Source organism: Pseudomonas sp. NFX5, from assembly GCF_049132125.1.
GTDB lineage: Bacteria > Pseudomonadota > Gammaproteobacteria > Pseudomonadales > Pseudomonadaceae > Aquipseudomonas > Aquipseudomonas marginalis.
Genome location: NZ_JAFMZG010000019.1, coordinates 15,793 through 38,244 on the forward strand (window position 1 = coordinate 15,793; position 22,452 = coordinate 38,244).

The window sequence follows — 22,452 nt, forward strand, 5'->3', positions numbered from 1 at the left end:
GGGCTTAGACCGGTGCCGCAAAATTGAGCCGGAACTGTTGCGGCGTCACGCCCAGCCGGCGGTTGAACACGCTGCGCATGTGCTGGGCATCGCGAAACCCGCATTGATAGGCCACGGTTTTCAGCGGCGCATGCGTACTTTCGAGCATCACCCGCGCAGCATCCACCCGCGCCCGTTCGACAAACTCCGCTGGCGTAATCCGCGCCTCACGGGCAAACACCCGGGAGAAGTTGCGCGCGCTCATGTTGGCGGCCTTGGCCAGGTCGGCGATGGTCAGGTCGCCGGTCAGGTTCGCCAATACGTATAACTGCACCAGCGCCACCGCCGAGGTGGTTTCGGCGTGGGGCGTGAGGAACGGGCTGAACTGCGACTGCCCGCCGGAACGCTGGGTGAACACCACCAGGCGCTTGGCCACGCTCAACGCCACTTCAGGGCCGTGGTCCTGGGCCAGCAGGTACAGCGACAGGTCGATGCCTGCGGTGACGCCCGCCGAGGTGTAGAGGTTGCCGTCCTGTACGTAGAGGCGGTCGGCTTCGATCTGGGCCGAGGGGCACAGACGCGCCAGGTCGGCGGCGTCGTTCCAATGAGTGGTGACGGTTTTTCCGTCCAGCAATCCGGCGCGCGCCAGCATGAAGGCCCCGTTGCAGATTGAGCCAAACCGTCGCGCCCGGGCGGTGGCGCCACGCAGCCAATCATCGAACGGAGCGCCGAAGTCCTCGAAGGGTAACTGCGGGCCGCCCGCGACCAGCAGCAGGTCATAGGCCTGCAGGGCTTCGCTGTAATGATTATGGGCCTGGAGTGACAGGCCATTGGAAGCCGCCATCGTGCCGTGGCCTAAACCTATCACTTCCAACTGGTAATGATCTTCAGGCACCAGAAAGCGGTTGGCCTCGTAGAACACGTCCATGGGACCGGTCACATCCAGTGACTGGACGCCGGGGAAGATCAGGATCGCGACGGTCTTGTGCATGCTCACAGACACCTTTTTCTAGCGGAATAAAATGCAAACCCTGTGGGAGGGGGCTTGCTCCCGATGGCGCTGTATCAGTCAGCAGATGCAGTGCCTGGTACTCAGCAATCGGGAGCAAGCCCCCTCCCACACTGGGATTTTCGCAGGCTTCCAGAGTGATATCGCCCGCTACACCCTAGTCGATTTCTGCTTGGCACGATGTGTCGGCACATTGGCCGGGATCGCGCTCTCACCGCGATGGTCGCTGCACCGACCAGCGACCAAACTGACTGCTTTCCAGAGGAGAACCACCATGACCACCACCATCGCCGGTATCAAGATCCCGGACAGCGCCCTGGCCAGGGCCACCACCGAATACATCCGCGACATTGAGTCCGACCTGCTCTACCACCATTCCCGCCGGGTGTTCCTGTTCGGCGCATTGAGCGGTAAACGCAAGCAACTGGCCTACAACCCGGAACTGCTCTACGTCGGCGCCATGTTCCATGACCTGGGCCTGGTGGCAGGCCATCGCAGTGATGACCAGCGTTTCGAAGTGGACGGCGCCAACGCCGCCGCGGCCTTCCTCAAGCCTTACGGGCTGAGCGACGACGATATCGAACAGGTGTGGCTGTCTATCGCCCTGCACACCACGCCGGGCGTGCCGCAGCACCTGCGCCCGACCGTGGCATTGGTGACCGCCGGTGTGGAAATGGACGTGCTGGGCATGGACTACGCCGCGTTCAGCAGCGTGCAGCGCGAAGCCGTGGTGCATGCGCATCCACGCGGTGAAGGGTTCAAGGAGTGCATCATCTGCGCGTTTGCCGACGGCTTGCGCCATCGCCCGCAGACCACGTTCGGCAACGTGAAGACCGATGTGCTGGTGGATCAGGAACCGGGGTTCAAGCCGATGAATTTTGTCGAGGTGATTCGCACGTCGCCGTGGGCTGCATAGCCAATCTGGAATGCGGTCAAAACTGTGGGAGGGGGCTTGCCCCCGATTGCTGAGTGTCAGTCACTGCATCTATTGACTGACCCACCGCCATCGGGAGCAAGCCCCCTCCCACATTTGGACCGCACAGACCTTTAGACCGGCGCTGGAGCCCGACGCTTGTCCGGCTGCTGCCAGCCATCGGCAGCAGCTTCTTCAATCGCCTGCTGGATCGCTTTCTTGCGCATTTCTTCGGCACGCCGGCTGAAGAACCACACCAGGAAGGTCACCAGCGACACTGCCAGCAGAATCAGGCTGGCCACGGCGTTGATCTCGGGTTTAACCCCCAGGCGTACCGCCGAGAACACTTCCATCGGCAATGTCGTCGAACCCGGCCCCGACACGAAGCTGGCCAGTACCAGGTCATCCAGGGACAGTGCGAACGACATCATGCCGCCCGCCGCCAGCGACGGCGCGATCATCGGGATGGTGATCAGGAAGAACACCTTCCACGGCCGTGCACCCAGGTCCATCGCCGCCTCTTCGATCGACAGGTCCAGCTCACGCAGGCGCGCCGATACCACCACCGCCACATAAGCGGCACAGAACGTGGTGTGGGCGATCCAGATGGTGACGATGCCACGCTCCTGGGGCCAGCCGATCATCTGCGCCATGGCCACGAACAGCAGCAGCAGCGACAGACCGGTGATCACTTCCGGCATCACCAACGGCGCGGTCACCAGGCCGCCGAACAGCGTGCGGCCCTTGAACTGGCTGATGCGCGTCAGCACAAACGCCGCCAACGTACCCAGGGCCACGGCGGCCACCGCCGTGTAGCAGGCGATTTCCAGGGAACGTGCCACCGAGCCCATCAACTGGGTATTGTCCAACAGGCCCACGTACCACTTGATCGACCAACCGCCCCACACCGTCACCAGCTTGGATTCGTTGAACGAGTAGATCACCAGGATCAGCATCGGCAGGTAGATGAACAACAACCCCGCCACCAGCATGAAGCTTGAGAAACTGACGCGCTTCATATCTTGCCCTCCATCTCTTTGGCTTGGCTGCGGTTAAACAGAATGATGGGCACGATCAGGATCGCCAGCATCACTACCGCCAGGGCAGACGCCACCGGCCAGTCACGGTTGTTGAAGAATTCTTGCCACAACACTTTACCGATCATCAGGGTTTCCGGGCCGCCGAGCAGTTCCGGGATCACGAACTCGCCCACCACCGGGATAAACACCAGCATGCAGCCGGCGATGATGCCGTTCTTGGACAGCGGCACGGTGATTTTCCAGAAGCTGTTGAAGGTGCTCGAACCCAGGTCCGATGCGGCTTCCAGCAGGCTCTGGTCATGCTTCACCAGGTTGGCGTACAGCGGCAGGATCATGAACGGCAGGTACGAATACACCACGCCGATATACACCGCGATGTTGGTGTTGAGGATCTGCAGCGGTTCGTTGATCAACCCCATGGACATCAGGAAGCCATTGAGCAGGCCGTTGTTGCTGAGGATGCCCATCCACGCATACACGCGGATCAGGATCGCGGTCCAGGTCGGCATCATGATCAGCAGCACCAGCACGGTCTGCATCTCTTTGCGCGCGGTGGCAATGGCATAGGCCATCGGGTAGCCGATCAGCAGGCACAGCAGCGTGCTGAAGAACGCCATCTTCAGCGAGCCCAGGTACGCCGCGATGTACAGCTCATCACCTGCCAGCAAACTGTAGTTGGCCAGGTTCAGCACCACCTGCAGCTTCTGCTCGACGTAGGTGTAGATCTCGGTGTACGGCGGGATCGCCACGTCGGCTTCGGCGAAGCTGATTTTCAGGACGATGAAAAACGGCAAGGCGAAAAACAGGAACAGCCACAGGAACGGAATCCCGATGACCACCTGCTTGCCGCTGGGGACGATGCGGTGCAAGCGCCGCTTGAGCTTCTTCATGTTCATGTGCGCAGTACCACGCCGCTATCGTCTTCCCACCACACGTAGACCTGGTCACCCCAGGTTGGGCGCTGGCCACGGCGTTCGGCGTTGGCGACGAAGGACTGCACCAGCTTGCCGCTTGGCAGCTCGACGTAGAACACCGAGTGGCCGCCCAGGTAGGCGATGTCGTGCACCTTGCCGCTGGACCAGTTGTGCTCGCAGGTCGGCATTTCGGTGGTGACCAACAGTTTTTCCGGGCGGATGGCATAGGTCACCGACTTGTCTTCCACCGAGGTCGCGATGCCGTAGCCCACGTAGATGTCGCGGTCCAGGTCCGGGCACTTGAGCACCGCGTGACCTTCGGCGTCATCCACCACCTGGGTGTCGAAGATGTTGACGTTACCGATGAATTCGCACACCAGGCGGCTGGTCGGCGTCTCGTAGATGTCGATCGGGCTGCCGATCTGGGCGATCCAGCCCAGGTGCATGATCGCGATGCGCTCGGCCATGGTCATGGCCTCTTCCTGATCGTGCGTCACCATCACGCAGGTCACGCCGACGCGCTCGATGATCTCCACCAGTTCCAGTTGCATCTGCGAGCGCAGCTTCTTGTCGAGGGCGCCCATGGGCTCATCGAGCAGCAGCAGTTTCGGGCGCTTGGCCAGGGAGCGGGCCAGCGCCACCCGCTGACGCTGGCCACCGGACAACTGGTGCGGCTTGCGCTTGGCGTACTGGCTCATCTGGACCAGCTTGAGCATTTCGGCCACGCGGGCATCGACCTCGGCCTTGGGGATCTTGTCCTGTTGCAGGCCGAACGCAATGTTCTGCGCCACGGTCATGTGGGGGAACAAGGCGTAGGACTGGAACATCATGTTGATCGGCCGCTCGTAGGGCGGCATGTCGGTGATGTCCACGCCGTCGAGGTAAATCCGACCTTCTGTCGGGCGCTCGAAGCCTGCGAGCATGCGCAGCAGGGTGGACTTGCCCGAACCCGAACCGCCGAGCAAGGCGAAGATCTCGCCTTTCTTGATTTCCAGGGACACATCGTCCACGGCAATCGTCTCGTCGAACTTCTTCGTGACCCGGTCGATTTTGACCAGCACCTTTTTCGGTGTCTGGTCGCCCTCGAGGGCTTTCTTATAGGCGCCGGAGGCAACTGCCATTTACGAAACTCCCAAAAAAAAGAGTGCAGTTCGCCCGAAGCGGGCGAACCTTGGATAGTTTGAGCCTTACTTGCCCGTCTTGACCTTGGTCCAGCTACGGGTCATTAGACGTTGCACTTTCGGGGGTAGCTCGAAGTTGACGAATGTCCGGTCGAGAACCGCCTGCGGTGGGTAAACCGCTTCGTCGGTGCGTATCGATTGCTCCATCAGTTTGTCCGCCCCTGGGTTAGGGTTGGCGTAACCGACGGTGTCACTGACCTGGGCGATCACCTCAGATTGCAGTAAATAGTTGATGAAGGCGTGGGCTTCCTTGATGTTGGTGGCGTCCTTGGGGATCGCCAGCACGTCAAACCACAGGTTGCCGCCTTCCTTCGGAATTGCGTAGGCGATGTTCACGCCTTTGCCCGCTTCGCTTGCACGAGCCTTGGCCTGGAATACATCGCCGGAGAACCCGGCGGCCACGCAGATGTTGCCGTTGGCCAGGTCGGAGATGTATTTGGAAGAATGGAAGTAGGTCACGTAGGGCCGCACTTTGAGCAGCTTTTCCTCGGCCTTCTTGTAGTCTTCAGGGTTGGTGCTGTTAGGGTCCAGACCCATGTAGTTGAGCACCGCCGGCAGCATTTCATCCGCCGAGTCCATGAACGACACACCGCAGGTGGCCAGTTTCTTCATGTTTTCCGGTTCGAACAGCACGGCCCAGGAGTCGATCTTGTCGACACCCAGCACTTCCTTCACTTTGTCGACGTTGTAACCGATGCCGTTGGTACCCCACAGGTACGGCACGGCGTACTGGTTGCCCGGGTCGTTCTTCTCCAGGCGCTTGAGCAGCACAGGGTCCAGGTTGGCGTAATGAGTCAGCAGCGACTTATCGAGTTTCTGGAACGCCCCGGCCTTGATCTGCTTGCCAAGGAAGTGGTTGGACGGCACGACCACGTCATAGCCGGTACGCCCGGCCAGTAACTTGCCTTCCAGGGTTTCGTTGGAATCAAACACGTCATACACGGGTTTGATGCCGGTGGCCTTTTCGAAGTTGGCCAGGGTGTCGGGACCGATGTAATCCGACCAGTTATAAATATGCACGGTCGGTGCGGCCTGCACGCTGACAGCCAGCGTGAGACCTGCACCTACCAGCAAGGCTTGGCGAAACAAAGAAATTGGCAAGTGGAGGTCCTCTTAAATAGTTGGGCCCAAAGTTGTTGCCCGGCAACAAAACCGGCGCGCAACTTACCCTCGATAAACCGATCCGGCAAAACTTTCTGTCATTTATTTGTTTCATTAACCACCGCGGGCTGCGCGGTGGTTAACGAAGGCCGGTTTATTTACCGGATTTGATCTTGGTCCAGCTGCGTGTCATTTCACGCTGGGTCGCAGCCGGCAAGTCCGCAATGGCGTAGAGCTTGGCTTGCACATCCGCTGGCGGGTAGATGCCCGGGTCATTGGTGATGTCTTTGTCGACCAGTGCGGTGGCCTTCTCGTTACCGTTCGGGAAACGCACGCTGTTGGTGATCGAAGCCATGACTTCCGGCTTGAGCAGGTAGTTCATGAACTTATAAGCGGCATCGACGTTTTCGGCATCTTTAGGGATGGCGACCATGTCGAAGAAGCTACCGGCACCTTCTTTCGGAATGTCGTAGGCCACCTTGACCTTGCCACCGGCTTCAGCCGCGCGGGACTTGGCCTGCTGGATGTCACCCGAGTAACCCACGGCTACGCAGATGTTGCCGTTGGCCAGGTCGGAGATGTACTTGGACGAGTGGAAGTAGCCGATCGAAGGACGGATTTTCAGGAACAGGTCTTCGGCTTGCTTGAGGTCGGCCTTCTTCTGGCTGTCGGTTGGCAGGCCCAGGTAATGCAGCGCGATCGGCAGCATTTCGGTCGGCGAGTCGAGGAAGCTCACGCCGCAGCTTTTGAGCTTGGCGATGTTTTCAGGCTTGAGCAGCACGTCCCACGAATCGATCTTGTCCACGCCCAGCGCGGCCTTGACCTTGTCCGGGTTGTAGCCGATGCCGATCGAACCCCACATGTACGGGAAAGCGTGCTTGTTGTCCGGGTCGCTGACCGACACGGCTTTAAGCAGGGAGGTGTTCAGGTTGCCATAGTTGGACAGCTTGGACTTGTCCAGCTCCTGGTAGACACCGGCCTTGATCTGCTTGGCGAGGAAGTTGTTCGACGGTACGACGATGTCGTAGCCGGACTTGCCTGCCAGCAACTTGGCTTCGAGTGTCTCGTTGCTGTCAAAAACGTCGTACACCACTTTAATGCCCGACTCTTTTTCAAAGTTGGCGATGGTGTCCGGTGCAATGTAGTCGGACCAGTTGTAGACGTGCAGCACTTTATCGTCGGCCTGGACCGCGCCCGCCATTGCGCCCATCAGGGACAAGGCGAGGAGGGTCTTGCCAGCGTTCTTCAAACCTAATGCCTTCATTTGGTGATGCTCCAATTTTTCTTTTTTGGGCCACGTTCTTTTATGTTCAGCGACCCTTCCAGAGGGCAGCAAAACAGGGCGACAGTCTGGCAAGTTCAGGGGCCGGCTTTCAACCAAAGCCCCTGCATTTATAACTGCCCGGTGCGCTGCGCACTGAGCCTAGCACTTAGCCCTGCAATGCCGCCAAAGTCAGGTCCAGGCACTGACGAGCCTTGGTCACCAGTTCGTCGATTTCAGCCTTGCTGATCACCAGAGGCGGCGAAATGATCATGGTGTCGCCCACGGCGCGCATGATCAGGCCATTCTCGAAGCAGAAGGTTCGGCAGATCATGCCTACGCCCCGGCCCTCGTAACGCTTGCGCGTCGCCTTGTCCTGAACCAGCTCAATTGCACCGAGCATGCCGACACCGCGCACTTCACCCACCAACGGGTGATCCGCCAGCTCCCGCAGACGTTTCTGCAAATACGGTGCCGTTTCGTCGTGGACGCGGTTAACGATTTTTTCATCGCGCATGATGCGGATGTTTTCCAGGGCCACGGCCGCAGCCACCGGGTGACCGGAGTAGGTGAAACCGTGGTTGAAATCACCGCCTTCGTTGAGCACGGCCACCACGTCGTCGCGCACGATCAGGCCGCCCATGGGGATGTAGCCCGAGGTCAGGCCCTTGGCGATGGTCATCATATGGGGCTTGAGGTCGTAGAAATCGCTACCGAACCACTCACCGGTACGGCCGAAACCGCAAATCACTTCGTCGGCCACAAACAGGATGTCGTACTTGGCAAGGATTTCCTTGATGCGCGGCCAGTAGCTGTCCGGCGGCACGATCACGCCACCGGCGCCCTGGATCGGCTCGGCAATAAAAGCACCGACATTGTCCACGCCCAGCTCGAGGATCTTCTCTTCCAGTTGGTTGGCGGCCCAGATCCCGAACTCTTCAGGACTCATGTCGCCGCCTTCGCCGAACCAGTACGGCTGGGCGATATGGACGATGCCCGGGATCGGCAAGTCGCCCTGTTCATGCATATAGGTCATGCCGCCCAGGCTGGCGCCAGCCACGGTGGAGCCGTGGTAGCCATTCTTGCGGCTGATGATGGTTTTCTTGTTCGGCTGGCCCTTGATCGCCCAATAGTGGCGGACCATGCGCAACATGGTGTCGTTGCCTTCGGAGCCGGAACCGGTGAAGAACACATGGTTCATGCCGGCAGGCGCGATGTCGGAAATCGCCTTGGCCAACTCCAGTACAGGTGGGTGAGCGGTCTGGAAGAACAGGTTGTAGTACGGCAGTTCTTTCATTTGCCTGGCGGCGGCGTCGGCCAGTTCATCGCGACCGTAACCGATCGCCACGCACCACAGGCCGGCCATGCCGTCGAGGATCTTGTTGCCTTCGCTGTCCCACAGGTAAACGCCGTGGGCTTTGGTGATGATCCGTGGGCCTTTCTCTTTCAATTGCTTGAAGTCGCTGAACGGCGCCAGGTGGTGATCATTGCTCAAGGCTTGCCATTCGCGGGTTTGCGGGTTGTTGCTGGACATACCAATCTCCTAGACTTTTCAGTGAGGCGCGCGCGGGTTGCCCCGTGCGCCCGGCGCATCAGACGGCGAAGAGCAGGAATTCCCGCTCCCACGAACTGATCACGCGCTTGAAGTTTTCATGCTCGGCCCGCTTGACCGCGACGTAGCCTGTGATGAATTTCTGACCCAGGTATTTCTCGATGGTCTTGCTGTTTTCCATGCGTTCCAGGGCGTCTTCGATGGTCAACGGCAGGCGCAGGTTGCGGCGCTCGTAACCACGACCCACTACCGGGGCGCTCGGGTTATGGCCTTCGACCATGCCGATGTAGCCACACAGCAGGCTGGCGGCAATCGCCAGGTACGGGTTGGCGTCGGCGCCCGGCAGGCGGTTTTCCACGCGACGGTTCTGCGGGCCGGCATCCGGTACGCGCAGGCCGACGGTGCGGTTTTCTTCGCCCCATTCCACGTTCACCGGCGCCGAGGTGTCGGGCAGGAAGCGGCGGAACGAGTTCACGTTGGGGGCAAACAGCGGCAGCAATTCAGGGATGAACTTCTGCAGGCCGCCAATGTGGTTGAGGAACAGTTGGCTCATGGTCCCGTCTTCATTGGAGAAGACGTTCTTGCCGGTGGCGATGTCGATGATGCTCTGGTGCAGGTGCATGGCGCTGCCGGGCTCGCCGGTCATCGGCTTGGCCATGAAGGTGGCCGCCACGTCGTGCTTGAGCGCGGCTTCACGCATGGTGCGCTTGAACACCAGGATCTGGTCCGCCAGGGACAGGGCATCGCCGTGACGGAAGTTGATTTCCATCTGGGCCGTGCCGTCTTCATGGATCAGGGTGTCGAGGTCCAGCTCCTGCAACTCGCACCAGTCGTAGACGTCTTCGAACAGCGGGTCGAATTCGTTGGCGGCTTCTATAGAGAAGGACTGGCGGCCGGTCTCCGGGCGCCCGGACCGACCGATCGGCGGTTGCAGCGGGAAGTCCGGGTCTTCGCAGCGTTTGGTCAGGTAGAACTCCATCTCCGGCGCCACGATGGGCTGCCAGCCTTTGTCGGCGTAGAGCTTGAGGACTTTCTTGAGCACGTTGCGCGGCGACAGCTCGATCGGGTTGCCTTGCTTGTCGTAGGTGTCGTGGATCACCTGGGCGGTCGGCTCGATGGCCCAGGGCACCAGGAACACCGCGTTCTGGTCGGGGCGGCAGATCATGTCGATGTCTGCCGGGTCGAGCAATTCGTAATAGATGTCGTCTTCGACATAGTCGCCGGTCACGGTCTGCAACAGAACGCTCTCGGGCAGGCGCATGCCTTTTTCGGCGATGAACTTGTTGGTCGGCGAGATCTTGCCCCGGGTGATACCGGTCAGGTCGCCAATCATGCATTCGACTTCTGTGATCTTGTGGTCTTTCAACCAATCGGTGAGCTGGTCGAGGTTGTTACTCATAAATGCCTCTGGGCTGGGTTTCCTGGCATCCATTAAAGGCCAGGCGTTGGTTGACGCAGCATCCGCGTCGTTTTTTCGTTCAGGGTAGGAGCTTACCTGCCATTTGCTGCAGCGTTGCATTCCTCAAGCCAAAGTCGTGCAGAATCATGAGCGGCCGCGCGGATGGCAGCCGGTCAGTGGCAGTCGAGGAGGCAAAAAAGAGAGCGGATGGGCCGTCAAGAATATTGGCCGGTGCGTGGGCATTCACGCGGGACGAACGGACTGCGGACAAAGCCTGGCTGAAGCAGGCTGAGACGCCGATTGGCGGCAGGCGAGACATGAAGCACCCCGGTATTATTGCTGTTATGGGTTTGAATCGAGCTTAGCCTTGTTCATTTTTTTACACAACACCCCCGTAAAAAATACAACACGGCCCGCTCAAGCCTGCGAGTCCCAAGCCGGTCAAACCGAAAAAACCGCCCCAAAAAGCCCCAAAAGTGCGGTCACGGCGCTTTTTTAGGGCAAAAAAGGCCTCGCTTGACTTCGGCATGCCGTTCGGGTTGACTGAAACCAGAAAAGATCAATGATTGATATTTTTAACAACAAAGGTGTTGCATCATGTCGGTACCCCCGCGTGCCGTTCAGCTTAACGAAGCGAACGCGTTCCTTAAGGATCATCCTGAGGTTCTGTACGTAGACCTTCTAATTGCGGATATGAATGGTGTGGTGCGCGGTAAGCGCATCGAACGCACCAGCCTCCACAAGGTTTACGAGAAGGGCATTAACCTGCCTGCCTCTTTATTTGCCCTGGATATCAATGGCTCGACGGTGGAAAGCACCGGCCTGGGCCTGGACATCGGTGATGCTGACCGAATCTGTTATCCGATCCCTGACACCCTGTGCAATGAACCCTGGCAAAAGCGCCCTACCGCGCAACTGCTGATGACCATGCACGAACTTGAAGGTGAACCTTTCTTCGCCGATCCGCGCGAAGTGCTCCGCCAAGTTGTAAGCAAGTTTGACGACCTCGGTCTGACCATCTGCGCCGCCTTCGAGCTTGAGTTCTACCTGATCGACCAGGAGAACGTGAACGGCCGCCCACAACCGCCCCGCTCGCCGATCTCCGGCAAACGCCCGCACTCGACACAGGTCTACCTGATCGACGACCTCGACGAATACGTCGACTGCCTCCAGGACATCCTGGAAGGTGCCAAAGAGCAAGGCATCCCGGCCGACGCCATCGTCAAGGAAAGTGCCCCGGCGCAGTTCGAAGTGAACCTGCACCACGTGGCCGACCCGATCAAGGCCTGCGACTACGCAGTGCTGCTCAAGCGCCTGATCAAGAACATCGCCTACGACCATGAGATGGATACCACCTTCATGGCCAAGCCTTACCCAGGCCAGGCAGGCAACGGTTTGCACGTACACATCTCGATCCTGGACAAGGACGGCAAGAACATCTTTGCCAGCGAGGATCCCGAGCAGAACGCCGCATTGCGTCACGCGATCGGCGGTGTGCTCGAGACCCTACCCGCCCAAATGGCGTTCCTGTGCCCTAACGTCAACTCCTACCGTCGTTTCGGCGCACAGTTCTACGTGCCGAACTCGCCGTGCTGGGGCCTGGACAACCGCACCGTGGCGATTCGCGTACCGACCGGCTCGTCCGACGCCGTACGTATCGAACACCGTGTGGCCGGTGCCGACGCCAACCCTTACCTGCTGATGGCTTCGGTCCTTGCAGGCGTGCACCACGGCCTGACCAACAAGATCGAGCCGGGCGCACCCGTGGAAGGCAACAGCTACGAGCAGAACGAACAGAGCCTGCCGAACAACCTGCGCGATGCCCTGCGCGAGTTGGACGACAGCGAGGTGATGGCCAAGTACATCGATCCTAAATACATCGATATCTTCGTCGCCTGTAAGGAAAGTGAGCTGGAAGAGTTCGAACACTCCATCTCCGACCTTGAGTACAACTGGTACCTGCATACCGTCTAAACGACGGCTGCATTGACTGTGGTGCGGGCTTGCCCCGCGCTGGGCTGCGTAGCAGCCCCAAACACAGACGCCGAGTTCTTTCTGAAGGAACTCGGCGTTTTTTATGGGGGCCGCTTCGCAGCCCAGCGCGGGGCAAGCCCGCTCACCCCAACAAGCGGTATGGATCATCCCCAGGCTCTGCGTACAATGCCCGCTGCCTTGTAGGAGACTTCCATGCCCACCCGCCCCGCCGCCCCTCGCAAACCCCGCGCCCGCAGCCAGGCACGGATCGACGCGATTCTCGATGCCGCCCGCACCTTGCTGGCCGCCGAAGGCGTGGCGAGTTTGTCGATCTACAGCGTGGCCGAGCGCGCGCAGATTCCGCCGTCGTCGGTGTATCACTTTTTCGCCAGTGTGCCGGCGCTGCTGGAGGCACTGACCGCCGATATACATGCAGCCTTCCGCTGCGCCATCCAGGCCCCCATCGAGCATGATTCACTCAAGCATTGGCGCGACCTGTCCTACATCGTCGAACAGCGCATGCTGACCATCTACAGCAACGACGCCGCCGCGCGCCAGTTGATCCTGGCCCAGCACGGGCTGACCGAAGTGACCCAGGCGGACCGCCAGCATGATCTGGAGCTGGGGGATTTGATGCTGGAAGTGTTCGACCGCCACTTTGAAGTGCCGAGCTTGCCAACCGATGTGGATGTGTTTGCGCTGGCGTTGGAATTGAGTGATCGCGTGTATGCGCGTTCGGTGCATCAGCATGGGCTGATTACGCCGCGTATGGCGGAGGAAGGGATGCGGGTTTTTGATGCGTATGTGGGGCTGTATTTGCCGGCTTACCTGCCCAAGCGCTGAGTTTTGTGCTGGCCGGACTGGCCTCATCGGGGGCAAGCCCCCTCCCACAGTTTGATCTGTGAACACATTCAGAATGTGGGAGGGGCGGTGCGACGATTCGACTTGCCCCCGATGACGGCCTCAAGAGCGACGCAAATCACAACTTGGCGATCGACACCTCAGTCGACTTCACAAAGGCAATCACTTCGCTGCCAATCACCAGCTCCAGCTCTTTGACCGAGCGGGTGGTGATCACGGACGTGACGATACCGGATGCAGTCTGCACGTCGATTTCCGACAGCACGTCGCCGACGACGATTTCCTTGATGGTGCCTTTGAACTGGTTACGCACGTTGATGGCTTTAATAGTCATGGTGGACTTCCTTCGTAGGACAAGTGAGTTATTGAGCCCAACGCAATTGCGTAGGCAGCGGTGAAACAGGTTCGGGTTCCGGCGGTGTGCCGGGCAACGACAGCACACGGTTAAGTACTTGCGCTTCCAGTGCGGCCAGGCGATGTGAGCCTCGGGCCCGTGGGCGCGGCAGATCGACGATCAGGTCGAGGCCGATTTCGCCGTCTTCGATCAGGATCACCCGGTCGGCAATGGCCACGGCTTCGCTGACGTCATGGGTTACCAGCAACACGGTGAAGCCGTGTTTTTGCCAGAGGTTTTCGATCAGTTGCTGCATCTCGATACGGGTCAGGGCGTCCAGGGCGCCCAGCGGTTCGTCGAGCAGCAGCAGGCGCGGCTGGTGGATCAAGGCACGAGCCAGGGCCACACGCTGCTTCTGGCCACCGGACAAGGCCGCCGGCCACTCATTGGCACGCTCGGCCAGGCCTACCGCTTCCAGGGCTTCCAAGGCTTTAGGGCGCCAGTTGCCTTTGAGGCCCAGGCCGACGTTGTCGATGATCTTTTTCCACGGCAGCAGGCGCGCTTCCTGGAACATCAAGCGCGTGTCTTCAATCGCCTCGCTCAGCGGCGCCGAACCGGCCAGCAGCTCGCCGCCGCTGGCTTTGTCCAGGCCGGCCAACAGGCGCAGCAAGGTACTTTTACCGCAGCCACTGCGACCGACCACGGCTACGAACTGGCCCGCCGGAATGTGCAGATCGATTTCCTTGAGTACTTCCCGCGCGCCGAAGGCCTTGCGCAATTTGCGCACCGCCAGGGGAATCCCCTTCAGCAGGCGCGGAGGTTGTTGAGCGGTCATGCCGCACCTCCTTTATTCACTTGGTAAGCCGGGTGCCAGCGCAGCCATACACGCTCCAGACCGCGCGCGGCCAAATCGGCCAGCTTGCCGAGGATGGCGTACATCACGATGGCCAATACCACCACGTCGGTTTGCAGGAATTCGCGGGCGTTCATCGCCAGGTAACCAATGCCGGAGCTGGCAGAGATGGTTTCCGCCACGATCAGCGTCAGCCACATAAAGCCCAGGGCAAAGCGCACGCCCACCAGGATCGACGGCAGCGCACCCGGCAAAATCACTTGCCAGAACAGGCTGAAACCGGACAAGCCGTAGCTGCGCGACATTTCCACCAGCGCCGGGTCGACGTTGCGGATGCCGTGGTAGGTGTTCAGGTAGATCGGAAACAGCGTGCCGAGGGCCACCAGGAAAATCTTCGCGGTCTCGTCGATGCCGAACCACAGGATCACCAGCGGAATCAGCGCCAGGTGCGGCACGTTGCGGATCATCTGCACCGAGCTGTCCAGCAGGCGTTCGCCCCACGTCGACAGGCCGGTGATAAACCCCAGCGCCAGGCCGATGCTGCCACCGATCACAAAGCCCAGGCCGGCACGCCAGCCACTGATAGCCAGGTGCGTCCAGATTTCGCCGCTGCGCACCAGGTTGACCCCAGCCTCAATCACCGCGCTGGGCGCCGGCAGGATGCGTGTCGACAACCAACCCGCCGACACCGACAACTGCCACACCGCCAGCAATAGAATCGGCAGCACCCAGGGCGCCACGCGATGGCTCAATTTTTCCAGGTTCATGGCGCCGCCTCAGCTCTGTGACGCAGCTTTGGGAAGGATGTCGTTGGCGACCATTTCGCCGAACGGGCTTACGTAACCGGCGCTTTTCGGCAGCTCGGGACGTTCGATATCCAGGTGCGGGAACAGCAGCTCGGCGACCCGATACGATTCTTCCAGGTGTGGATAACCGGAGAAGATAAAGGTGTCGATGCCCAGCGCTGCGTACTCCTTGACCCGCTCGGCAACCGTCGGGCCATCGCCCACCAGCGCGGTGCCCGCACCGCCACGCACCAGGCCGACGCCGGCCCACAGGTTGGGGCTGACTTCCAGGTTGTCGCGGTTGCCGCCATGCAAGGCCGCCATGCGCTGCTGGCCGACAGAATCGAAGCGCGCCAGGGAAGCCTGGGCACGGGCGATGGTGTCGTCGTCCAGATGGGAGATCAGTTTGTCGGCGGCTTTCCAGGCTTCTTCGTTGGTTTCACGCACGATCACATGCAGACGAATGCCGAAGCGCACGGTGCGCCCGAGTTTCGCCGCCTTGGCCCGCACCTGCTCGATCTTCTCGGCGACGGCGGCCGGTGGCTCGCCCCAGGTCAGCACCATCTCCACTTGTTCGGCGGCGAGGTCCTGGGCCGCTTCGGAGGAACCGCCGAAGTACAGCGGCGGGCGCGGTTGCTGGATCGGCGGGTAGAGCAACTTGGCGCCTTTGACGCTGATGTGCTCGCCGTCGTAATCCACGGTTTCGCCTTCCAGCACGCGGCGCCAGATGCGGGTGAACTCCACCGAAGCCTGGTAGCGCTCTTCGTGACTGAGGAACAAGCCATCGCCGGCCAGCTCTTCCGGGTCACCACCAGTCACCAGGTTGAACAGCGCGCGGCCGCCGGACAGGCGGTCCAGGGTCGCGGCCTGACGCGCCGCCACCGTCGGGGAAATGATCCCGGGACGCAGCGCGACAAGGAATTTCAAACGCTGGGTCACCGGGATCAGCGAGGCGGCCACCAACCACGAGTCTTCGCAGGAACGACCGGTGGGGATCAGCACCCCGCCGAATCCCAGGCGGTCAGCGGCCTGGGCCACTTGCTGCAGATAACCGTGATCAACGGCGCGAGCGCCTTCGGCGGTGCCAAGGTAATGGCCGTCGCCGTGGGTAGGCAGGAACCAGAAAATAGTGAGGCTCATGGAGTTGTCTCCTGAAGAAATCGGATTACGGCGCTTTAGCCACGGCAGCCGGTGGCGTCCAGATCACGTCCTTGATGCTCAAGGGCTTGGGGATCAATTTGAGTTGGTAGAAGCTGTCGGCGATTTTCTGCTGGGCCGCCACCACTTCCGGGGTCAGGAACAGCGCGCCGTAGCCCTGGCGTTTCACTGAGGTCAGGGTGATGTCGGCCGGCAGGCCCAGCAGCGGCGCGACTTGCTCGGTCACTTCCTGGGGGTTGGCCTTGGACCACTCGCCCACCGCGCGCACTTCTTCGATCAGCGCCTTGACCACTTCCGGATGCTTTTCGGCGTACGGCTTGGTGGCCAGGTAGAACTGGTGGTTGTCGGCGATGCCGGTGCCGTCACGCAGGGTGCGCGCTTGCAGTTGTTTCTCGGCGGCGGCCTGGTACGGGTCCCAGATCACCCACGCATCCACGCTGCCACGCTCGAAGGCGGCACGGGCATCGGCGGGCGGCAGGAACACGGTCTGCACGTCGGTGTATTTCAGGCCGGCGTCTTCCAGGGCACGCACCAGCAGGTAGTGCACGTTGGAGCCTTTGTTGAGCACGACTTTCTTGCCCTTGAGCTCGGCCACCGATTTGATCGTCGAGTCTTTCGGCACCAGGATCGCTTCACTGGTGGGCGCTGGCGGCTCGTAGGCCACGTAGAGCAGGTCGGCACCGGCGGCCTGGGCGAAGACCGGCGGGGTTTCGCCGGTGACACCGAAGTCGATGGAACCCACGTTCAGGCCTTCGAGCAGTTGCGGACCGCCGGGAAACTCGGTCCATTGCACCTGCACACCTTGGGCGGCCAGGCGTTTTTCCAGGGTGCCCTTGGCCTTGAGCAGCACCAGGGTGCCGTATTTCTGGTAACCGATCCGCAGGGTCTCGGCGGCTTGAGCCTGAACAATGGCGCCGAAGGACACAGCCGCAGCAAACAGTGCGACCAGACCACGACGCAAGATGACAGTGCGCATGGCGCTCTCTCCAAATAGTGCGATGAGGGGGTTGGCTGCACCTGCTTGGCCGTTGGCGGCTGAGTAAGGTGAGTACATCTATATAGCGGTGAGGCTGACTTAAATGCTCCAGCGAGCACTCAACAAACGTTCATTCAACACATGCGGGTCCAACGGTTTCGGACGACGGGCCATGGCGCCGTAAAGCGTCTCCAGGGCCTCGTGCAAACGGTGTTCGAGGACCGGTACCAGTTGTGCCTGGGCACTGCCTTCGCCGTAGGCGATCTGGCTGTCTTCGGCAAAGATGCCGTGGAGCAGCTCCTGGGCTTTGAGGGCCGACAATACCGGCTTCAAGGCGTAATCCACCGCCAGCATGTGAGCGATGCTGCCGCCGGTCGCCATCGGCAACACAACCTTGTGGGCCAGGGCGCGCTCCGGCAGCAGGTCGAGCACGGTTTTCAACGCACCGGAGAACGAAGCCTTGTACACCGGCGTGGCGATCACCAGGCCATCTGCGTTAGCCACCTGTTGCAGCAGGTCAATGACCTTGGGGCTGTCGAAGCGTGCATGCAGCAAGTCTTCAGCCGGGAAGTCCCGTATCTGGTAACTCACCACTTCAACGCCTTTGTCTTGCAACCACTGACGGGTTTTTTCCAGCAAGACCCCGGAGCGGGAACGCTGGCTGGGACTGCCTCCAAGTGTTACGACCAACATGCAGGAATTCCTTGAGCAAGTGCCGGCGGTTCGCTGTGTGGCGATGGCGCCAAGATGGAACAGACCTTATCAGCAGATTCATATATCTATAAATCTTATTTTTTCATTTGTTTATTCTTTAAATGCATATGAGGTTTGTAGGTCGCCAGGCGAAAAAAAAGGCCGTAGAAACGGCCTGAAAACCCCTGCTGTGATTCAGTTTCAACGATTGGGCTGTGGAGTAAGCCGCAAATACGGCTTCACCGCCCGATAGCCCTTCGGAAAGCGCTTCTTGATCTCTTCCTCATCCTTGAGTGACGGCACGATCACCACCTCATCACCGTCCTGCCAGTTGGCGGGGGTGGCGACTTTGTAGTTGTCGGTCAGTTGCAGCGAGTCGATGACCCGCAGGATTTCGTGGAAGTTACGGCCGGTGCTGGCCGGGTAGGTGATGGTCAGGCGGATCTTCTTGTTCGGGTCGATCACGAACAAGGAACGCACGGTGAGGGTGTCACTGGCATTCGGGTGGATCAGGTCGTAGAGGTCCGAAACCTTGCGGTCGGCGTCAGCCAGGATCGGGAAGTTGACGACGGTGGCCTGGGTTTCGTTGATGTCTTCGATCCACTTGTGGTGCGAATCCACCGGGTCCACCGACAGGGCGATGGCCTTGACGCCGCGCTTGGCGAACTCGTCCTTGAGCTTGGCGGTGAAGCCCAGCTCCGTGGTGCACACCGGGGTGAAGTCCGCCGGGTGGGAAAACAACACACCCCAGCTGTCGCCCAGCCATTCGTGGAAACGAATCTTGCCGGCGCTGGAATCCTGTTCGAAGTCGGGGGCGATATCGCCCAGTCTTAGGCTCATGGTGTGGCTCCTGTTGAGTGCTTATGGAGCCCACTGTGCATGGATTGCGGATTATTTAAAAAGAATAAATATCGATTTATCTAGACGATAAAGGAATATTAAAAATCTGTTCATTGGACGCGGGAAAGGGCGAGGCGCAACATCGTTTCCAAGGTTCGAGAAGGCCTTGAGACGCTGTACAAAGAGGGGTTCAGGAAGGGCTTGCGGGGGTTTAGCCCGACTTGAAAAGCAAGACACCTTGCCCGGCGTGCGCCGGGCAAGGTTTTACGGTCTTACAACAGCTTCACGCGACTAGAACAGTGGCAGCGAGTAGCTGACGATCAGGCGGTTTTCGTCCTGGGAACGGGTGTTCGCCAGGTCGGTGCGCCACATAGCGTTTTTCCAGGCAACGCCAAGGTTTTTCAGCGGGCCTTCTGGAATCACGTAAGCAACGGTGATGTCACGTTCCCACTCGGATTGACCGGTGATTTCAGTACGACCAGCGTTGGTGCCTACGGTGTCGATGTCGCTACCCTTGAGGTAAACGACACCAGCAGTCAGGCCAGGTACGCCGACTTTAGCGAAGTCGTAAGCGTAGCGAGCTTGCCAGGTACGCTCGCCGGCGCGGGCAAACTTCTGGATCTGCATGTCAGTCGTCAGGTAAGCCGACGAACCGTCGCCCTGGTTCAACCAAGGGAAGTCGCTGCTGCCGTTGCTGACCTGGTAACCACCACCGAAAGTGTGGCCGGCAACGGTGTACAGGAACAGGCCGCTGTACAGGTTGTTATCAACCTTACCTTTGCCGCCGCTGAAACCGTTGTAGTTACCGCTGCTGTAGTAAGCAGGGGTGTTGCCGTTTTTACCATCGTCGGAGCTGTTGAAATAACGCAGGTCAGACTTCAAAACGCCCGGGCCGATTGCCCAGTTGTGAGTCAGGCCCAGGAAGTGCTGCTTGTAGAAGTCTTCCAGGTTGCCGTAGTAGTACTGGGCGGTCAGGTCTTTGGTGAGTTTGTAGTCACCACCCGCATAGTAGAACTTGTTAACGAAAGTGCCTGTGTTGTAGTTGGAGCTACCGTTGGCACCACCAATCGACAGGTTTTCGTTGTTGCTGGAGTTACGACCCTTGGCCTTTTCCACCTGACCAGCAACCAAGGTCAAATCCTTGATGTCGTTGGTAGTGATCTGGCCACCTTGGAAGGTCTGCGGCAGCAGACGACCATCGTTGGTCACGATAACCGGCAACTTAGGCTGCAGGGTGCCCAACTTCAGTTCGGTTTGGGAGATCTTGACCTTGCCGGTCACGCCCAGGCTGGCGAAATCGTTAACAGCCGTGTTGCCATCGCTCGGGAACACAGTACCGCCAGATGCGGTGCCGTTGTAGTTACCGTGTTCAGCACGACTCGAATCCAGGCGCACGCCGTACAGGCCGATCGCATCAACGCCGAACTGAACGGTACCTTGGGTGTAACCCGAGATGAAACGCAGGTCGAAGCCTTGGCCCCATTCAGCGTTCTTGCTGCGGGTGTTCGAGGTCGACGATGGGTGGCCATCACGGTTATCGGTGTTGATGTAAAAGTTACGCGCACTCAGTGTGGCGTGGCTGTCTTCGATGAAACCGGCAGCGCCTGCTTGCTGAGCGATTACGCCCAAAGCTACAGACAGTGCCAAGGTGGACTTCTTCATGTACCGCTCCTCTCGTTTCTAATTTTTGTATTTCTTTGGTCTCGGGTCTGACGCCCTCGATCCACAGATGCGCGATTAGCACCGGATAGTGACTGACAAGTCAATCGTAACCTTGTGTGTCTACTACCTTCGTCTAACCACCGTTGATTTGGTCCCTGCAGGGTAATGAGTTTTTCATACACCCAAAAAGAATTATTTCATTCTTTTTCATACGATTCAGGAATAAGACTTTCCGTGACGTGGACAGGCCAGCATAGACCACGCGCCACACAAGCTAATTCCTAAAGGGTATTTGTTAGAGCTTTTTTAGATCGATTAGTGTGGCCGCGCTGTTGCATACGTCACCCACGATCAAAAAGGCGACGCCATCATGGCCAAAGGCACATCCTCCCGTCAATTTGTTACAGTTTTTGTGTCACTAATCGTTTCTTTTGCTGTCCAAGCCGCCCATTCGACGATTCAGGTATTAGCAAGCGTCCACACTCTATCCATAGCCGCCCACCTGTTATCGGCGTCAGATCAAGAATGCTTAAACTTTAGTCGTGCGTGACGGCAGGCTCCCACACGAGCCTGCCCGGTGACTTGGGGGTAGGGTTCTACAAGGCCTTCTCGAAAATCTTCGAGTTACGCTGGTAGTTGTACAGCGAGGCCCGTGCCGAGGGCAGGCGATCCACGCTGCTCGGCACAAAGCCGCGCTCACGGAACCAGTGGGCAGTCCGCGTGGTAAGTACGAACAGCGTCTTCAACCCCTGCGCCCGGGCACGGGTTTCGATACGCTCCAGCAGCTCATCACCCCGCCCGCCATGGCGGTACTCCGGGTTCACCGCCAGGCAAGCCAGTTCACCCGCGTCCGAATCGGCGATCTGATACAACGCCGCACAGGCGATGATCATGCCTTCGCGCTCCACCACGCTGAACTGCTCGATCTCACGCTCGAGCACTTCCCGCGAACGGCGCACCAGGATGCCCTGTTCTTCCAGCGGGCTGATCAGGTCGAGCAAGCCGCCGACGTCTTCAATCGCCGCCTCGCGCACCCGTTCGAATTGCTCCTGGGCCACCAGCGTGCCGCCGCCATCGCGGGTGAACAGTTCGGTGAGCAAGGCACCGTCTTCGGCGTAGCTGACAATGTGGCTGCGCCCTACCCCGCCCCGGCAAGCCTCGGCCGCTGCATCAAGCAATTCGGACTGGTAGTTGCTGCTGCCCAGGCGCTGCAGGTGTGCCGGTACTTGTTGCGGGCGCAATTCGCGGACCAGGCGGCCATTTTCATCGATCAGGCCGAGATCAGCGCCGAACAGCAGCAGTTTGTCCGCCCCCAGGTCGATGGCGGCGCGGGTGGCGACGTCTTCGCAGGCCAGGTTGAAGATCTCCCCCGTCGGCGAATAGCCCAGGGGCGACAGCAGCACAATGGAGCGCTCATCCAGCAGGCGATTGATGCCCTTGCGGTCGACCCGGCGCACTTCGCCGGTGTGGTGGTAATCCACGCCTTCAAGCACGCCGATAGGCCGCGCCGTCACCAGGTTGCCGCTGGCCACCCGCAGGCGCGAGCCCTGCATCGGCGACGAGGCCATGTCCATCGACAGGCGCGCTTCGATGGCGATACGCAGGTGGCCGACCGCGTCGATCACACACTCCAGCGTCGCGGCATCGGTGATGCGCATGCCTTCATGGTAAGTCGGGACCAGGCCACGCGCTTCAAGGCGCGCTTCGATCTGTGGGCGCGAACCGTGCACCAGCACCAGACGCACGCCCAGGCTGTGGAGCAGCACCAGGTCGTGGACGATATTGCCGAAGTTCGGATGATCCACACCGTCGCCGGGCAACATGACCACAAAGGTGCAGTCGCGGTGGGCGTTGATGTAGGGCGAAGCGTGACGAAGCCAATTAACGTAGTCGGGCATGGAACCTGGGCCTGTAATAAAAAGCAGCCGAAAAAGGATGAGTCGTGAAAACGCACAGCGGGCTGATGG

At 59.8% G+C, this 22,452-nt stretch carries 20 protein-coding genes; 3 read left to right on the forward strand and 17 right to left on the reverse strand.

Annotated features, from left to right (window positions below):
* Positions 1-4 precede the first annotated feature (4 nt).
* On the reverse strand, positions 5-970 hold the full coding sequence (locus J1N02_RS11825) for a GlxA family transcriptional regulator (RefSeq protein WP_065948772.1): 966 nt from the start codon (positions 968-970) through the stop codon (positions 5-7).
* Between the two features lie 292 nt (positions 971-1,262).
* Between J1N02_RS11825 and J1N02_RS11830 the strand changes: the two genes are divergently transcribed.
* Positions 1,263-1,904: an HD domain-containing protein gene (locus tag J1N02_RS11830; RefSeq protein ID WP_421147372.1), complete on the forward strand. Its 642-nt coding sequence runs from the start codon at positions 1,263-1,265 to the stop codon at positions 1,902-1,904.
* Positions 1,905-2,035: 131 nt separating this feature from the next.
* Here J1N02_RS11830 and J1N02_RS11835 read toward each other — a convergent pair whose 3' ends face one another.
* The 7 genes from J1N02_RS11835 to J1N02_RS11865 form a co-directional block, all read right to left on the reverse strand.
* Positions 2,036-2,920, reverse strand: coding sequence for an ABC transporter permease subunit (locus J1N02_RS11835; protein WP_015886412.1), 885 nt, complete (start codon positions 2,918-2,920; stop codon positions 2,036-2,038).
* Positions 2,917-3,837 (reverse strand): ABC transporter permease subunit, encoded by a 921-nt coding sequence (locus tag J1N02_RS11840; RefSeq protein WP_027608406.1) that lies wholly within the window; start codon positions 3,835-3,837, stop codon positions 2,917-2,919. Before J1N02_RS11840 ends, J1N02_RS11835 begins: the two co-directional genes overlap by 4 nt.
* Entirely contained in the window at positions 3,834-4,976 is a 1,143-nt protein-coding gene (locus J1N02_RS11845) for an ABC transporter ATP-binding protein (protein WP_027608405.1), read from the reverse strand. Before J1N02_RS11845 ends, J1N02_RS11840 begins: the two co-directional genes overlap by 4 nt.
* A 66-nt stretch (positions 4,977-5,042) precedes the next feature.
* Positions 5,043-6,137, reverse strand: coding sequence for a polyamine ABC transporter substrate-binding protein (locus J1N02_RS11850; protein ID WP_027608404.1), 1,095 nt, complete (start codon positions 6,135-6,137; stop codon positions 5,043-5,045).
* Between the two features lie 154 nt (positions 6,138-6,291).
* Positions 6,292-7,386 (reverse strand): polyamine ABC transporter substrate-binding protein, encoded by a 1,095-nt coding sequence (locus J1N02_RS11855; RefSeq protein WP_065924369.1) that lies wholly within the window; start codon positions 7,384-7,386, stop codon positions 6,292-6,294.
* A gap of 181 nt (positions 7,387-7,567) precedes the next feature.
* On the reverse strand, positions 7,568-8,932 hold the full coding sequence (locus tag J1N02_RS11860) for an aspartate aminotransferase family protein (RefSeq protein ID WP_098480763.1): 1,365 nt from the start codon (positions 8,930-8,932) through the stop codon (positions 7,568-7,570).
* Positions 8,933-8,990: 58 nt separating this feature from the next.
* On the reverse strand, positions 8,991-10,349 hold the full coding sequence (locus J1N02_RS11865; protein ID WP_003176780.1) for a glutamine synthetase family protein: 1,359 nt from the start codon (positions 10,347-10,349) through the stop codon (positions 8,991-8,993).
* A gap of 597 nt (positions 10,350-10,946) precedes the next feature.
* On the opposite strand from J1N02_RS11865, the gene J1N02_RS11870 reads away from it, so the two are divergent.
* Positions 10,947-12,323: a glutamine synthetase family protein gene (locus J1N02_RS11870; RefSeq protein ID WP_003213894.1), complete on the forward strand. Its 1,377-nt coding sequence runs from the start codon at positions 10,947-10,949 to the stop codon at positions 12,321-12,323.
* 213 nt (positions 12,324-12,536) lie between these two features.
* Positions 12,537-13,166 (forward strand): TetR/AcrR family transcriptional regulator, encoded by a 630-nt coding sequence (locus tag J1N02_RS11875; protein WP_065924363.1) that lies wholly within the window; start codon positions 12,537-12,539, stop codon positions 13,164-13,166.
* A gap of 136 nt (positions 13,167-13,302) precedes the next feature.
* On the opposite strand, the gene J1N02_RS11880 is transcribed toward J1N02_RS11875, so the two are convergent.
* The 9 genes from J1N02_RS11880 to argA all read right to left on the reverse strand — a co-directional run bounded on the left by J1N02_RS11880 (position 13,303) and on the right by argA (position 22,383).
* The gene (locus J1N02_RS11880) at positions 13,303-13,518 is read right to left on the reverse strand and encodes a TOBE domain-containing protein (RefSeq protein ID WP_003176783.1); all 216 of its coding nucleotides are present in this window, start codon (positions 13,516-13,518) and stop codon (positions 13,303-13,305) included.
* 28 nt (positions 13,519-13,546) lie between these two features.
* Positions 13,547-14,353: an aliphatic sulfonates ABC transporter ATP-binding protein gene (ssuB, locus tag J1N02_RS11885; RefSeq protein ID WP_027608400.1), complete on the reverse strand. Its 807-nt coding sequence runs from the start codon at positions 14,351-14,353 to the stop codon at positions 13,547-13,549.
* Positions 14,350-15,138, reverse strand: a complete 789-nt coding sequence (gene ssuC / locus J1N02_RS11890) for an aliphatic sulfonate ABC transporter permease SsuC (protein ID WP_027608399.1) — start codon at positions 15,136-15,138, stop codon at positions 14,350-14,352. The genes ssuB and ssuC overlap by 4 nt, the downstream gene beginning before the upstream one ends.
* Positions 15,139-15,147: 9 nt before the next feature.
* A complete protein-coding gene (ssuD, locus tag J1N02_RS11895) occupies positions 15,148-16,296 on the reverse strand; it encodes an FMNH2-dependent alkanesulfonate monooxygenase (RefSeq protein ID WP_027608398.1) in 1,149 nt (382 codons plus the stop codon).
* 25 nt (positions 16,297-16,321) lie between these two features.
* Entirely contained in the window at positions 16,322-17,290 is a 969-nt protein-coding gene (locus J1N02_RS11900) for a sulfonate ABC transporter substrate-binding protein (RefSeq protein WP_027608397.1), read from the reverse strand.
* A gap of 99 nt (positions 17,291-17,389) precedes the next feature.
* Positions 17,390-17,983: an NADPH-dependent FMN reductase gene (gene ssuE / locus J1N02_RS11905; protein WP_027608396.1), complete on the reverse strand. Its 594-nt coding sequence runs from the start codon at positions 17,981-17,983 to the stop codon at positions 17,390-17,392.
* Positions 17,984-18,184: 201 nt separating this feature from the next.
* Positions 18,185-18,823 (reverse strand): peroxiredoxin, encoded by a 639-nt coding sequence (locus J1N02_RS11910; protein ID WP_027608395.1) that lies wholly within the window; start codon positions 18,821-18,823, stop codon positions 18,185-18,187.
* A gap of 291 nt (positions 18,824-19,114) precedes the next feature.
* Positions 19,115-20,485 (reverse strand): OprD family porin, encoded by a 1,371-nt coding sequence (locus tag J1N02_RS11915; RefSeq protein ID WP_092355760.1) that lies wholly within the window; start codon positions 20,483-20,485, stop codon positions 19,115-19,117.
* 596 nt (positions 20,486-21,081) lie between these two features.
* Positions 21,082-22,383 (reverse strand): amino-acid N-acetyltransferase, encoded by a 1,302-nt coding sequence (gene argA / locus J1N02_RS11920; RefSeq protein ID WP_027608393.1) that lies wholly within the window; start codon positions 22,381-22,383, stop codon positions 21,082-21,084.
* Positions 22,384-22,452 lie beyond the last annotated feature (69 nt).